Genomic DNA, 13,763 nt, shown 5'->3' with positions numbered 1-13,763 from the left:
TTCATAGGTTTTGTTCGCCTATGTTTCGTTTATTTAACAATGCGAAGTGGAAGTTATTAAGATGCCAAAAATTAAGACCGTACGCGGTGCTGCTAAGCGCTTCAAAAAAACCGGTGGTGGTGGATTTAAGCGTAAGCACGCAAACCTGCGTCATATTCTGACCAAAAAATCTACTAAGCGTAAACGTCACCTGCGTCCAAAAGGCCTGGTTTCTAAAGGCGATCTGGGTCTGGTTATCGCGTGCCTGCCGTACGCATAAGCCGTTAACGTTTAATTTTTTACTAAGAATATAGATACAGGAGAGCACATATGGCTCGCGTAAAACGTGGTGTAATTGCACGTGCACGTCACAAGAAAATTTTGAAACAAGCTAAAGGCTACTACGGTGCGCGTTCACGCGTTTACCGCGTTGCCTTCCAGGCTGTTATCAAAGCAGGTCAGTACGCTTACCGTGACCGTCGTCAGCGTAAGCGTCAGTTCCGTCAACTGTGGATTGCGCGTATCAACGCAGCAGCACGTCAGAACGGTATTTCTTACAGCAAATTCATCAACGGCCTGAAAAAAGCCTCTGTTGAAATCGACCGTAAGATCCTGGCTGACATCGCAGTATTCGACAAAGTAGCGTTCACCGCTCTGGTCGAAAAAGCGAAAGCAGCACTGGCATAAGCCAGTTGAAAGAGGGGGCTTTGCTCCCTCTTTTCATTTAACACCATCAGAAGATTGACATTTATCCGTGCAGGCTTTTCAATAAGGTCTTAACGGTTTTTACCACACAAGGTAACGCAAGCATGAATGCTGCTATTTTCCGCTTCTTCTTTTACTTTAGCACCTGAATTCAGGAGGCTAGCGCGTGAAAGATGAAACGAAAAACAGCGCCAGATAAGCCTCCTGATGGAGGCTTTTTTTGTGTCTAAATTCGAGAGATTAAGTCCACCAAATCGGTGTCTGCACCGACATAATGAGGAAAACCATGTCACATCTCGCAGAGCTGGTTGCCAGTGCAACGGCCGCCATTAACCAGGCCTCAGATGTTGCCGCGTTAGACAACGTCCGCGTCGAATATCTGGGCAAGAAAGGGCATTTGACCCTTCAAATGACTACCCTGCGTGAATTGCCTGCTGAAGAGCGCCCGGCAGCGGGTGCGGTCATCAACGAAGCGAAAGAGCAGGTACAGCAGGCGCTGAACGCGCGTAAATCCGCGCTGGAAAGCGCAGTGCTGAACGCCCGTCTGGCAGCCGAAACCATCGACGTTTCACTGCCAGGCCGTCGGATTGAAAACGGCGGATTGCACCCGGTCACCCGTACCATCGATCGTATTGAAAGTTTCTTCGGTGAGCTCGGCTTTACCGTGGCGACTGGCCCGGAAATTGAAGATGACTATCACAACTTCGATGCCCTGAACATTCCCGGCCATCATCCGGCACGTGCTGACCACGACACTTTCTGGTTTGACGCGACGCGTCTGTTGCGTACACAGACCTCTGGCGTTCAGATCCGCACCATGAAGGATCAGGCACCCCCTATCCGTATCATCGCGCCGGGCCGCGTTTATCGTAATGACTACGACCAAACGCATACCCCGATGTTCCACCAGATGGAAGGCCTGATTGTTGATAAAAACATCAGCTTCACCAACCTGAAAGGTACGCTGCACGATTTCCTGAACAACTTCTTTGAGGAAGATCTCCAGGTGCGTTTCCGTCCGTCCTACTTCCCGTTCACCGAGCCGTCTGCTGAAGTTGACGTAATGGGTAAAAACGGCAAATGGCTGGAAGTGCTGGGCTGCGGTATGGTCCACCCGAACGTGCTGCGCAACGTAGGCATCGACCCGGAAGTTTACTCCGGCTTTGCTTTCGGTATGGGCATGGAGCGTCTGACCATGCTGCGTTACGGCGTAACCGACTTACGCGCTTTCTTCGAAAACGATCTGCGTTTCCTCAAACAGTTTAAATAAGGGCAGGACAGAACAATGAAATTCAGTGAACTGTGGTTACGCGAATGGGTGAACACCACGCTTGATAGCGAAGCGCTTTCTAACCAAATCACTATGGCAGGCCTGGAAGTGGACGGCGTAGAGCCGGTCTCCGGCGCGTTCACCGGCGTGGTGGTCGGTGAAGTGATGGAGTGCGGTCAGCACCCTAACGCCGACAAGCTGCGCGTGACAAAAGTGAACGTGGGCGGCGATCGCCTGCTGGACATCGTCTGCGGTGCGCCGAACTGCCGTCAGGGTCTGAAAGTGGCCGTGGCGACTGTGGGTGCCGTGCTGCCGGGTGATTTCAAAATTAAAGCCGCGAAGCTGCGCGGTGAACCGTCTGAAGGCATGCTCTGCTCGTTCTCCGAGCTGGGTATTTCCGACGATCATAACGGCATCATCGAGCTGCCGCTGGATGCACCAATTGGTACCGATATTCGTGAATACCTGAAACTCGATGACAACACCATCGAAATCAGCGTAACGCCGAACCGTGCTGACTGCCTGGGCATCATCGGCGTGGCGCGCGACGTTGCCGTGCTCAATCAGACCGAGCTGAACGCACCGGAGATCGTGCCGGTGGAAGCCACCATCAGTGATACGCTGCCCATTCAGGTGGAGGCCGCTGATGCGTGCCCGCGCTACCTGGGCCGTGTGGTAAAATGCATCAACGTTAAAGCCGCAACCCCGCTGTGGATGAAAGAAAAACTGCGCCGCTGCGGTATTCGTTCCATCGACGCGGTGGTTGACGTGACCAACTACGTTCTGCTGGAACTGGGCCAGCCAATGCACGCGTTCGATAAAGATCGTATCGAAGGCGGCATCGTGGTGCGTATGGCGAAAGAGGGCGAAACCCTGGTTCTGCTGGACGGTAGCGAAGCGAAGCTGAACGCGGATACGCTGGTTATTGCTGACCACAACAAAGCGTTGGCCATGGGCGGTATCTTCGGCGGCGAACACTCCGGTGTGAATGATGAAACGCAGAACGTGCTGCTGGAGTGTGCGTTCTTCAGCCCGCTGTCCATCACCGGCCGCGCGCGCCGTCACGGCCTGCATACCGATGCGTCTCACCGCTATGAGCGCGGCGTGGATCCTGCGCTGCAGTATAAAGCGATGGAGCGTGCTACACGCCTGCTGATCGACATCTGCGGCGGTGAAGCAGGCCCGGTTATCGACGTAACCAACGACGCAACGCTGCCGAAGCGTGCCACCATCACGCTGCGTCGCAGCAAGCTGGATCGTCTGATTGGCCACCACGTTGCCGATGCGCAGGTGAGCGATATTCTGCGCCGTCTGGGCTGCGACGTCACCGAAGGACAGGACGAGTGGCACGCCGTTGCGCCATCCTGGCGTTTCGACATGGAAATTGAAGAAGACCTGGTGGAAGAAGTGGCCCGCGTTTACGGCTACAACAACATCCCTGACGAGCCGGTGCAGGCTGGCCTGGTTATGGGAAGCCACCGTGAAGCCGACCTGTCCCTGAAGCGTGTGAAAACCATGCTGAACGACAAAGGCTATCAGGAAGTGATCACCTACAGCTTCGTCGATCCTAAGCTGCAGCAACTGATCCACCCGGGTCAGGAAGCACTGATCCTGCCAAGCCCAATCTCCAGCGAGATGTCGGCGATGCGCCTGTCGCTGTGGACCGGTCTGCTTGGCACCATCGTGTACAACCAGAATCGCCAGCAAAACCGCGTGCGCATTTTCGAAAGCGGCTTGCGCTTTGTGCCGGATACGCAGGCAAATTTAGGCATCCGTCAGGATCTCATGCTGGCAGGTGCCATCACCGGTAACCGTGTTGAAGAGCACTGGGACCTGGCAAAAGGCACGGTTGATTTCTACGATATGAAGGGCGATCTGGAAGCAATTCTCGATCTGACCGGTAAATTATCCGAAATTGAATTCCGCGCTGAAGCCATTCCCGCCCTGCATCCGGGCCAGAGTGCAGCGATTTATTTAGACGGCAAACGCGTTGGTTTCATTGGCGTTGTGCATCCTGAGCTGGAACGTAAATTCGACCTCAATGGCCGTACTATCGTGTTCGAGCTGGAGTGGAACCCGGTCGCAGACCGCGTGATTCCTCAGGCGCAGGACATTTCTCGCTTCCCGGCGAACCGCCGTGACATCGCTGTTGTGGTCGCGGAAAACGTTCCCGCAGCAGATATTTTGGCCGAATGTAAGAAAGTTGGCGTAAATCAGGTAGTTGGCGTAAACTTATTTGACGTGTACCGCGGCAAGGGCGTAGCAGAAGGTTTCAAGAGCCTCGCTATTAGCCTTATCCTTCAGGATACCAGCCGTACACTCGAAGAAGAGGAGATTGCCGCTACCGTCGCCAAATGTGTAGAGGCATTAAAAGAGCGATTCCAGGCATCATTGAGGGATTGAACCTATGGCGCTTACAAAAGCTGAAATGTCAGAATATCTGTTTGATAAGCTTGGGCTTAGCAAACGGGATGCTAAAGAGCTGGTAGAGCTGTTTTTCGAAGAGATCCGTCGTGCTCTGGAAAATGGTGAGCAGGTAAAACTCTCCGGCTTTGGCAATTTTGATTTGCGAGACAAAAACCAACGTCCGGGCCGAAACCCGAAGACGGGGGAAGATATTCCCATTACAGCCCGCCGCGTGGTGACCTTCAGACCCGGACAGAAGTTAAAAAGCCGTGTCGAAAACGCAACGCCCAAAGCAGAGTAATATGAACTAACTAAAAAGGCCGCTTCTGCGGCCTTTTTTCTTTGTGCAATTGATTAAATCCGCCGTAAAATCAATATCATTACACATTGATAACACATGCCTATGCTTGATTTCGCCCGCCAACAGCACCGCTCCGATATCCGCCGTCTGTTTCTGCTGGTGCTGCTGCTGACTGCCGCTACGGTCGTCAGCCTGTGCGCAGGAGACCGCTGGCTGGCCCCGCAAAGCTGGTTTAGCCCAGACGGGCAACTCTTCGTCTGGCAAATCCGCCTGCCGCGAACGCTGGCGGTGATCCTCGTCGGCGGCGCGCTGGCGTTGTGCGGCACTATGATGCAGGCGCTGTTTGAAAACCCGTTAGCTGAGCCGGGGCTTTTGGGCGTCTCTAATGGCGCGGGCGTGGGGCTGATTGCAGCCGTCATGCTCGGTGGGGGCGAACTCTCTGGCTGGGGAATTAGCCTGAGCGCCATTTTCGGTGCCTTGCTGATCACCGTCATTCTGCTGCGCTTCGCGCGGCGGCACCTTTCGACCAGCCGATTACTGCTTGCCGGGGTCGCGCTGGGGATCATCTGTAGCGCGCTGATGACCTGGGCGGTCTACTTTTCCACCTCCTTTGATTTACGCCAGCTGATGTACTGGATGATGGGCGGTTTCGGCGGCGTTGACTGGCGTCAGGGCTGGTTGATGCTCCTGCTTATCCCGGTCATGCTGTGGGCGTGCGTCCAGTCGCAGCCGCTGAATATGCTGGCGCTGGGCGAAACCTCAGCCCGCCAGCTTGGGATGTCGCTTGGACTCTGGCGCAACGTGCTGGTGGTGGCTATTGGCTGGATGGTGGGCGTGAGCGTCGCGCTGGCCGGGGCAATTGGTTTTATCGGGCTGGTTATCCCGCACATGCTGCGTCTGTGCGGCATAACGGACCATCGAACGCTGCTTCCTGCCTCGGCCCTTGCCGGGGCGACCACGCTGCTGGTGGCCGATATCATCGCCCGGCTTGCCCTGACGGCAGCCGAACTGCCGATTGGTGTCGTCACCGCAACGCTGGGCGCGCCGGTCTTTATCTGGCTACTATTAAAAGCCGGACGTTAAAACACTACCCGTAAGACAACCTGAGGGAATGCTATGCAGTCTGATATTCTGAACACCGAAGTGACCACCATTGATGGCGAGAAAACCACGCTGGAACGCTATAAAGGCAAGGTTTTGCTGCTGGTCAATGTGGCGTCGAAATGCGGCCTCACCCCGCAGTACGAGCAGCTGGAGAACATTCAGAAAGCCTGGGAGAAAGACGGCTTTGTCGTGCTGGGCTTCCCGTGTAACCAGTTCCTGGGCCAGGAGCCGGGTAGCGAAGAAGAGATCAAAACGTTTTGCAGCACCACCTACGGTGTGACCTTCCCGATGTTCAGCAAGATTGACGTAAATGGCGAAAATCGTCATCCGCTGTACGCCAGGCTGATTGCCGCTGCGCCGACGGCAGTCGCCCCTGAAGAGAGTGGTTTCTACGAACGCATGGCCAGCAAAGGGCGTGCGCCGCTGTATCCGGATGACATTCTGTGGAACTTTGAGAAGTTCCTGGTAGGGCGTGACGGGCAGGTTGTCCAGCGCTTTTCACCGGATATGACCCCTGAAGATCCGATCGTCATGGAGTCAATTAAGCTGGCGCTGGCAAAATAATGACCGTGCTGATGCAGCTCACAGACGTCGCCGAGAAGGGACGCCTGGCGCCCATTACCGCGTCCGTCAATGCAGGCGAAATCCTGCATCTTGTCGGGCCGAATGGCGCGGGCAAAAGCACGTTGCTGGCGCGGATGGCGGGGCTGACCTCGGGCAGCGGGACGCTCTCGCTGCTGGACCGTACGCTATCTGAATGGTCGCCGGCTGCGCTGGCGCACCGGCGGAGCTATCTGGTTCAGCAGCAGGTGCCGCCGTTTGCGATGCCCGTCTGGCACTATCTGATGCTGCATCTGCATGATAAACAGCACGCGGCGCTGATCGAGTCTGTCGCCGCGGCGCTTGGGTTAGAGGATAAACTCAGCCGCCACGCCAGCCAGCTCTCGGGCGGAGAGTGGCAGCGGGTACGCCTGGCCGCGGTGATCGTGCAGACCCATCCCGAAGGGAACCCGCACGGGCGTCTGCTGCTTCTGGATGAGCCGATGAGCGGCCTGGATGTGGCCCAGCAGTCTGCGCTGGACAGCTTGCTCAGCGCGCTCTCCCGTCAAGGTATCGCCATCGTGATGAGCAGCCATGATCTGAACCATACCCTGCGTCATGCGCATCGGGTGTGGTTATTATCGCAGGGCAAAACCATCGCCTGCGGCGCTCGTGACAGCGTGTTAACGCCGCCAAACCTGGCAAAAGCCTATAATATGTCGTTTCGACGCCTGGATATCGAAGGGCATAAGATGCTCATTTCGACCGCGCAGGCGTAAGCGTTTCTTGCGTCGCGGCGCGATTGCACGCTAAATTACGGAAACAATAATAAAAGCAGAGGAATCGTCTGAAAATGCGAGTGTGGTTTCTCCTTGTGGCGACGTTAATTCTTGCGGGATGCAGCAGCCACCGTGCGCCTCCGCCGAATCCGCGGCTTTCGGATTCCATCACGGTGATTGCAAGCCTGAACGACCAGCTAAGCAACTGGCGTGGTACGCCGTATCGTTACGGCGGCATGAGCCGGGGCGGGGTGGATTGCTCGGGGTTTGTGCTGATGACGTTTCGCGATAAGTTTGATTTGCGGCTGCCGCGCGAAACGCGCAAGCAGGCTGAAATAGGAACGGAAATTGATAAAGACGATCTGCTTCCGGGCGATCTGGTCTTTTTCAAAACCGGATCGGGGGAGAGTGGACTCCACGTTGGCATCTATGACACCGATAACCAGTTTATTCACGCCTCGACCAGCCGCGGCGTAATGCGCTCCTCGCTGGATAATGTTTACTGGCGTAAAAACTTTTGGCAGGCGCGGCGTATTTAGTCACGCCAGGCAACGATGTTAAGACGGCATGGTAACTAATAAGCCATGCCGTTTTTTCTGAAAAAAAGATGATTAAAGTTAAATTTACCCCACATGAATTATGTCTGTATGTGTCTGTTTTATCTAAAACTGGCTATTAACCAACAACCAGGATAAGATTATTTAAGATTCAGGGATAAATCTGAAAATTAATACGGATCGAATGAAATTAAACTTATTAAAATCAATACAGTGGAATTGTGTCGGCAATTGCTCCAGGATGTCCTCTTTCATCTTTAACGCGGGGCGAGCGCAATGATAATCACGCTAGATAATGCCTACCAGTCTGAACTTTTACTTTTGCCTGCCCGGAATAGTGCAGGGGAACTTAAAGGTTTAGAGGTGTTGGTTAACTTCGTTGACGTGGGCTCAGACGTGCGTATCCCTACTGAACTGGTTATCCCGCGCCTTTCGGTGGCCGATGAACTGGCGCTTTTTCATGAAAAACTGCAATTGCTCGATACCTGTAAACTGTTTTTTATTCAGCATCAGTTAATTGCATGGATCAATATTACACCTGCAATTGTTGAGTTTTTATTAACTGACGGAAACAGTGTTTCATTACTTGAGCGCTACCCGTTTCTGGAGTTTACCGTTAATGAGAACTATCCCGGTTTAAATAACGGAAAGGACAATCTCAATCTGGCGAGAATGGCGATTCGTTTCCCGCTGGTGCTGTCGAACTTCGGCGCGGGAGCAGCCACCCTCAAAGCGATTTACGATGGATTGTTTAAACGGGTCACCCTTGATAAAGGCTTTATTCAGCAGCGTGCGTTTGAACTCTCCTTCGAGCCATTTATGCGCGCGATCCTCTGGCAAATAACGCCGCACTGCCAGTCGGTAATGGTTGCCGGAATTGACGATCACGGTCTGTTACAACGCGTTCTTTCATTTAATTTCGGTGCCATGCAGGGCAGCCTGTGGCCAGCCGTAACGGCAGAGCACGTCACGACGCTCGTTCAGTGATAACCCTTTTCTTCGCCCGTGTTTAATTCCCGGTAAAACCTCTACACTAAAAGCAGGAGGACCTATGACCCTGTCTTTTACCGCACACTGGCACGATGAATTGCCCGGCTTCTATACCGCTCTCAATCCCACTCCGTTAGATAACGCCCGTCTGATCTGGCATAACGAGACGCTGGCGGATTCGCTTGCGATCCCCCCGGCATTATTCCAGCCGTCCGAAGGGGCAGGCGTGTGGGGCGGCGAAACGCTTTTGCCGGGTATGCGACCGCTTGCGCAAGTCTATAGTGGACATCAGTTTGGCGTCTGGGCAGGGCAACTCGGCGATGGCCGTGGGATCCTGCTCGGTGAACAACAGCTCCCCAACGGCGAAACCGTAGACTGGCACCTCAAAGGGGCTGGCCTGACGCCTTATTCGCGTATGGGCGATGGGCGCGCCGTACTGCGTTCAACTATTCGCGAAAGCCTGGCCTCAGAAGCGATGCATGCCCTGGGTATTCCGACATCGCGCGCGCTGTCGATTGTCACCAGCGATACGCCCGTTTCACGAGAAACGATTGAGCAGGGGGCGATGCTCATCCGCGTTGCCCAAAGCCATCTGCGTTTCGGCCATTTCGAACATTTCTACTATCGCCGCGAGCCGGAAAAGGTTCGCCAGCTTGCCGATTTCGCCCTTCGCCACCACTGGCCGCATCTGCAGGACGAGGCGGACAAATACCTTTTATGGTTCCGCGATATTGTCGCCCGCACCGCGTCGATGATTGCGCGCTGGCAGACCGTCGGTTTCGCGCATGGCGTAATGAACACCGACAATATGTCCCTGCTGGGGCTGACCTTTGATTATGGGCCTTTTGGTTTCCTCGATGATTATCAGCCGGGCTATATCTGTAACCATTCGGATTACCAGGGGCGCTACAGCTTTGATAATCAGCCTGCCGTCGGGTTGTGGAATCTCCAGCGTCTGGCGCAGTCGCTGTCGCCATTTATCGACGTGGAAGGCCTGAACGATGCGCTCGATAGTTACCAGGAAGTACTGCTGCGGGAGTATGGTTCCCTGATGCGCAGCAAGCTGGGGCTGCTGACGCAGGAGAAAGGGGATAACGCGCTTCTCAATACCCTGTTCTCCCTGATGGCCCGCGAGGGGAGCGACTACACCCGCACCTTCAGAATGCTGGGCCAGACCGAGCAGCAGAGCGCCGCCTCACCGCTACGCGATGAGTTCATTGACCGACAGGCCTTTGATGACTGGTTCACCGCTTACCGCACGCGCCTGCAGCGTGAGCAGATTGATGACGTCACCCGTCAGGAAAAGATGAACGCGGTAAACCCGGCGATGGTGCTGCGCAACTGGCTGGCTCAGCGGGCGATTGAGCAGGCAGAGCAGGGGCAGTATGATGAACTGCACCGCTTGCATGCTGCGCTACGCACGCCGTTTGCCGACAGGGAGGATGATTACGTCAGCCGCCCGCCGGACTGGGGCAAGCGGCTGGAAGTGAGCTGCTCAAGCTAAGGGGCAAGAAAAACCTGCGGCGCGGCGTGAGCCGGGTGCTGGCCGACGTGAACCTGCGCGCCATACCAGTGGGCCAGCGCATCGGCCTGCAGCACCTGCTCCGGCGTGCCGTTGGCCACAATGTGCCCGTTGTGCAAAAGCAAAATCCTGTCCGCCCAGAGTGCCGCCAGATTGAGATCGTGCAGCACCACGCAAACGTGGAGATGGCCCTTGTCGGTCAGCGACTTCAGCAGCCTGAGTAGATGCTGCTGGTGGTAGAGATCGAGCGCCGAGGTCGGTTCATCGAGAAAAAGCCAGCCGCGAGGCGCACCGTCTTGCCAGAGTTGCGCCAGCGCACGCGCAAGCTGGACGCGCTGCTGCTCGCCGCCGGAGAGAGCGTTGTACTGTCTTCCGGCCAGCGGCAGACAACCGGTCAGCGCCATCACCTGATGAATAATTGCCGGTTCCGGCTGGCGACTCCACGGCGCGCGTCCCATCCCGATAACGGCCTCAACGGGCCAGTCGAAGCCGAGCTGAGTATGCTGGCGCATCACCGCGCGATAGCGCGACAAGGTGTCCGGTGCCCATTCGCTCAACGCTTTTCCCGCCAGAAAACAGCTGCCACTGACGGGTTTCAGGTAACCCGTTAGCAGCCGCAGTAACGTGGATTTCCCCGCGCCATTCGGGCCAATCAGTGCCACCAGTTCGCCCTTTGACAGCGTGAGCGAAACGTCTTTAATAAGCGTGCGCCCCGCGAGCGTACAGCACACATTTTCAGCGCAATACCGTTCAGCCATGTCGGCCTCCCCGACGAAAGATGAGCCACAGGAACCAGGGGGCACCGATAAGGCTGGTCAGCAACCCGACCGGCATTTCTGCGGGCGCGACCAGCGTGCGTGCCACCGTATCCGCCACCAGCAGCAACAGCGCGCCTGCCAGCACCGAGCCGGGAAGGGTCGCCCGATGATCCGCGCCCAGCCACATGCGCATCAGGTGCGGGACGACCAGCCCGACAAAGCCAATAACGCCGCTGACGGCAACGGCCGCAGCCACCAGCAGCGCGCTGCACAGAAGTAAAATCCGCTGCACCACCACGACATCCACCCCCAGATAGTGCGCCTCTTCCTCACCCAACTGGAGGAGGTTGAGCGCGCTGGCGAGACGCCAGATAATCAGCACCGTCGGCACCATCAGCGAGGTCACGGCCAGCAGCGTTGACCACTGTGCCTGACCGAGGCTGCCCATACCCCAGAGTGACAGCTGGCGAAGCTGCGCGTCGTTGCTAAGCCATGAGAGGACGCCCACCACGGCACCGCATAAGGCATTTATCGCAATTCCCACCAGCAGCAGGCGCGACAGCGAACTGTCACGCTGCTGGCTGAGCACAAAGATCACCACTGTCGCCGCCAGCGCGCCAAGAAAGGCCGCCAGCATGGGGGCATACAGCATGACCAGCGCGGGCAGCGAAAGCGGGATGACCACCCACAGGGCAACGGCCAGCGCCGCGCCGTTGCTGATCCCGAGCAGGCCGGGGTCCGCCAGCGGGTTACGAAACAGCCCCTGCATCACGCAGCCCGCCAGCGCCAGAGAGCCGCCGATCGTCAGGGCCAGCAGCACGCGCGGCAGTCGAATGGTCAGCCAGATCTGACGCAGCGCCTCATCGCTGCTGTTCCACAGCAGGCTTACCGGCAGACGCAACGCGCCAAAGCCAGTTGCCATGAGGGTCATCACGGCGAGAAAGAGGGCCATTCCCCACAGCGACAGGGTTGTCCGGCGGGTCATCAGGGCAATTGCTCCGCTTTGGCGCGCAACTGCTGGATGGCCTGTGGCGTGCGCATGCTAAAGCCCAGCAGCGCCATATCATCAATGGCCAGCACCTGCCTGCCGCGTCCCGCCGGGGTCTGTGCCAGACCCGGCAACTTCCAGAGATTCTCTTCCCCGCCCAGCGCTTTTATGCCGTCCTGGGAGATGACCACCAGATCGGGCTGGCTGGCGATGGTGCCCTCCTGCGAGAGCGGCTGGTAGCGGGTGAAGCCCTGCATCGCATTCTGCAGCCCCGCCGCCCGGATAGCCGCATCCGCACCGGTCTGCTGTCCGGCTGCCATGGCGGTCATCCCGCCGTGGTTGAGGATAAACAGCACCCGTTTGCTGAGCGGTGAAGCGGGCAGCGCCGCCAGTTCCGCGCGCAGCGTGTTGCGCAAGGTTTCCCCCTGCGCCTCACGGTGAGTGGCTTCGGCAACGACGCGGATCTTTTCGTCGATGACGTCCAGCGTATTCCGGGCGGGCACGGTGATGACCCTGACGTGACTCTGCGCAACCTGTTCGAGCGCCAGAGAAGGCTGCGCCTGCGCGCTCGCCAGAACCAGCGTCGGGCGCACGGATAAAATGCCTTCGGCGTTAAGCTGGCGCAAATACCCCACGTCGGGCAGACGCGTCGCCGCCTGCGGCCAGCGGCTGGTGCTGTCGCGCGCCACCAGCGAAGACCCTGCGTCAAGGGCGTAGACAATCTCCGTGACGTCGCCGCCGAGCGTGACGATTTTCTCCGGCGTGGCGGCAAAGGTCACCCACGGCAGGATGCCAAGCAGGGCAAGCCATTTTTTCATGCGGCCAGTCCTTTCGGCGTCAGGGCGTCAATCTGGCTGCGCCACTGGCTCTGCTCCGGCTCACCTTCGGTGCGTTGGCCGTACAGCTGGGCGATTTGCGTGCCGTCGGCGGCGAACAGCTCCAGGCTGGTGACATGACCGTCTGCGGTGGGTTTACGCGTCACCCAGGTTTCCGCGACGGTCTCTTCCAGCAGATGCAGGGTAAAGGCCTTATTGAAGATATTCAGCCAGCCTTTCATCGGCACCAGCTTTTCTACCACGCCGGTGAAGATCTGCACGCAGCCGCGGTTGCCCACGAACACCATGATTTCATTGCCGTCCTGACGCGCGGTTTCCAGCAGCTTCGCCAGCGCACCGTTGTCCACCTTACAGGCGAGGTCGTCGCCCACCAGGCGGAACGCCTGCTGGCGGCTGAGGCTGTGGCGCTTAAGCAGGCTGAAGAACTGATGCACGTCGGTCATGGCGCGCCACTCTTTGTCTACCGTGTCTGCGTCGGCATGTTCAGCGTGCGCAGGTGTTTCGGCCGGTTTTAACGCCAGCGGCGGGTTATCGGCAATGATGAAGCGCGTCAGCACGTCGCCCCAGGCGCTGACATCGGTATTGTCGGTGGTGTACACCTTGAGCAGGGCGTCGCCCTGATGGTCAAAGAACTGAATGCTCTGGCGCTCGCCGCGTGCCGTGGCTTCGCTGACGTGAAACACGCTTGCCCACTGATTGAGGAACAGGCGGAGATCCAGCGCGCGCGGGTTCAGCACCAGCCCGGCGTGGCCCTTGAGATGCTGGTTTGTAAACGCGCCCACCTGCTCATGCACGGCGTATTCGTTGCGGCAGATACACTTGGTTTCACCCACGGCTTCCAGCGCGCCTAAAATTTCGCGGATTTCACCGCGTAGCCGCCAGGCGTCGTGGCCCACGCGGGCAAAGGTCAGCTCCGCTTCGCTGATGTTCATCAAGCCTGCGATGTCACGTGCGTACTTACCCGGGTTTTGTTCTTTTAGCTCAAGCCAGCGTGTATAGTGATTCATTATCTTTTCCTTGCAGATTCT

General features: G+C 57.1%; 16 protein-coding genes and 1 other annotated feature. Of the genes, 12 read left to right on the top strand and 4 right to left on the bottom strand.

The window, feature by feature from the left end:
• The first annotated feature begins 61 nt into the window (after positions 1-61).
• The 12 genes from rpmI to selO all read left to right on the top strand — a co-directional run bounded on the left by rpmI (position 62) and on the right by selO (position 10,135).
• Positions 62-259, top strand: a complete 198-nt coding sequence (rpmI, locus tag I6L58_RS03285) for a 50S ribosomal protein L35 (RefSeq protein ID WP_003030583.1) — start codon at positions 62-64, stop codon at positions 257-259.
• 50 nt (positions 260-309) lie between these two features.
• On the top strand, positions 310-666 hold the full coding sequence (rplT, locus tag I6L58_RS03280) for a 50S ribosomal protein L20 (protein ID WP_000124850.1): 357 nt from the start codon (positions 310-312) through the stop codon (positions 664-666).
• 117 nt (positions 667-783) lie between these two features.
• Positions 784-908: a sequence feature (Phe leader region), on the top strand.
• Positions 789-833 (top strand): pheST operon leader peptide PheM, encoded by a 45-nt coding sequence (pheM, locus tag I6L58_RS03275; RefSeq protein ID WP_001386830.1) that lies wholly within the window; start codon positions 789-791, stop codon positions 831-833. Its footprint overlaps the feature before it by 45 nt.
• A 62-nt stretch (positions 909-970) precedes the next feature.
• Positions 971-1,954: a phenylalanine--tRNA ligase subunit alpha gene (gene pheS, locus I6L58_RS03270; protein ID WP_042319620.1), complete on the top strand. Its 984-nt coding sequence runs from the start codon at positions 971-973 to the stop codon at positions 1,952-1,954.
• Positions 1,955-1,969: 15 nt separating this feature from the next.
• Positions 1,970-4,357 carry a phenylalanine--tRNA ligase subunit beta gene (pheT, locus tag I6L58_RS03265; RefSeq protein WP_088207455.1) on the top strand — a complete coding sequence of 796 codons (2,388 nt, stop codon included), beginning with the start codon at positions 1,970-1,972 and terminating at the stop codon, positions 4,355-4,357.
• A 4-nt stretch (positions 4,358-4,361) separates the two neighbouring features.
• Positions 4,362-4,661 (top strand): integration host factor subunit alpha, encoded by a 300-nt coding sequence (gene ihfA / locus I6L58_RS03260; RefSeq protein ID WP_003857805.1) that lies wholly within the window; start codon positions 4,362-4,364, stop codon positions 4,659-4,661.
• Positions 4,662-4,763: 102 nt separating this feature from the next.
• Positions 4,764-5,744: a vitamin B12 ABC transporter permease BtuC gene (gene btuC / locus I6L58_RS03255; RefSeq protein ID WP_088207903.1), complete on the top strand. Its 981-nt coding sequence runs from the start codon at positions 4,764-4,766 to the stop codon at positions 5,742-5,744.
• 33 nt (positions 5,745-5,777) lie between these two features.
• Positions 5,778-6,329, top strand: coding sequence for a glutathione peroxidase (locus I6L58_RS03250; protein ID WP_006174866.1), 552 nt, complete (start codon positions 5,778-5,780; stop codon positions 6,327-6,329).
• Positions 6,329-7,084: a vitamin B12 ABC transporter ATP-binding protein BtuD gene (gene btuD, locus I6L58_RS03245; RefSeq protein WP_088207454.1), complete on the top strand. Its 756-nt coding sequence runs from the start codon at positions 6,329-6,331 to the stop codon at positions 7,082-7,084. Before I6L58_RS03250 ends, btuD begins: the two co-directional genes overlap by 1 nt.
• A 74-nt stretch (positions 7,085-7,158) precedes the next feature.
• Positions 7,159-7,623, top strand: coding sequence for a C40 family peptidase (locus I6L58_RS03240; protein ID WP_088207453.1), 465 nt, complete (start codon positions 7,159-7,161; stop codon positions 7,621-7,623).
• A gap of 294 nt (positions 7,624-7,917) precedes the next feature.
• Complete coding sequence (locus I6L58_RS03235; RefSeq protein ID WP_088207452.1) at positions 7,918-8,628, top strand: EAL domain-containing protein; 711 nt, start codon at positions 7,918-7,920, stop codon at positions 8,626-8,628.
• A 64-nt stretch (positions 8,629-8,692) separates the two neighbouring features.
• Positions 8,693-10,135: a protein adenylyltransferase SelO gene (gene selO, locus I6L58_RS03230; protein ID WP_088207451.1), complete on the top strand. Its 1,443-nt coding sequence runs from the start codon at positions 8,693-8,695 to the stop codon at positions 10,133-10,135.
• On the opposite strand, the gene I6L58_RS03225 is transcribed toward selO, so the two are convergent.
• From I6L58_RS03225 to chuS, 4 genes are read right to left on the bottom strand one after another with little or no spacing between them, the layout of a single operon-like run.
• The gene (locus tag I6L58_RS03225; RefSeq protein ID WP_058608975.1) at positions 10,132-10,911 is read right to left on the bottom strand and encodes a heme ABC transporter ATP-binding protein; all 780 of its coding nucleotides are present in this window, start codon (positions 10,909-10,911) and stop codon (positions 10,132-10,134) included. The two genes, selO and I6L58_RS03225, sit on opposite strands and share 4 nt — an antisense overlap.
• Complete coding sequence (locus I6L58_RS03220; RefSeq protein WP_088207450.1) at positions 10,904-11,896, bottom strand: FecCD family ABC transporter permease; 993 nt, start codon at positions 11,894-11,896, stop codon at positions 10,904-10,906. Before I6L58_RS03220 ends, I6L58_RS03225 begins: the two co-directional genes overlap by 8 nt.
• Complete coding sequence (locus tag I6L58_RS03215) at positions 11,896-12,717, bottom strand: heme/hemin ABC transporter substrate-binding protein (protein WP_088207449.1); 822 nt, start codon at positions 12,715-12,717, stop codon at positions 11,896-11,898. Before I6L58_RS03215 ends, I6L58_RS03220 begins: the two co-directional genes overlap by 1 nt.
• Entirely contained in the window at positions 12,714-13,742 is a 1,029-nt protein-coding gene (gene chuS / locus I6L58_RS03210; RefSeq protein ID WP_058608972.1) for a hematinate-forming heme oxygenase ChuS, read from the bottom strand. The genes I6L58_RS03215 and chuS overlap by 4 nt, the downstream gene beginning before the upstream one ends.
• Positions 13,743-13,763: the final 21 nt, after the last annotated feature.

Origin of the sequence: Enterobacter cancerogenus, assembly GCF_019047785.1 — a bacterium.
GTDB classification, from domain to species: Bacteria; Pseudomonadota; Gammaproteobacteria; order Enterobacterales; family Enterobacteriaceae; genus Enterobacter; species Enterobacter cancerogenus.
This window is presented reverse-complemented; position numbering and strand designations above follow the sequence as displayed.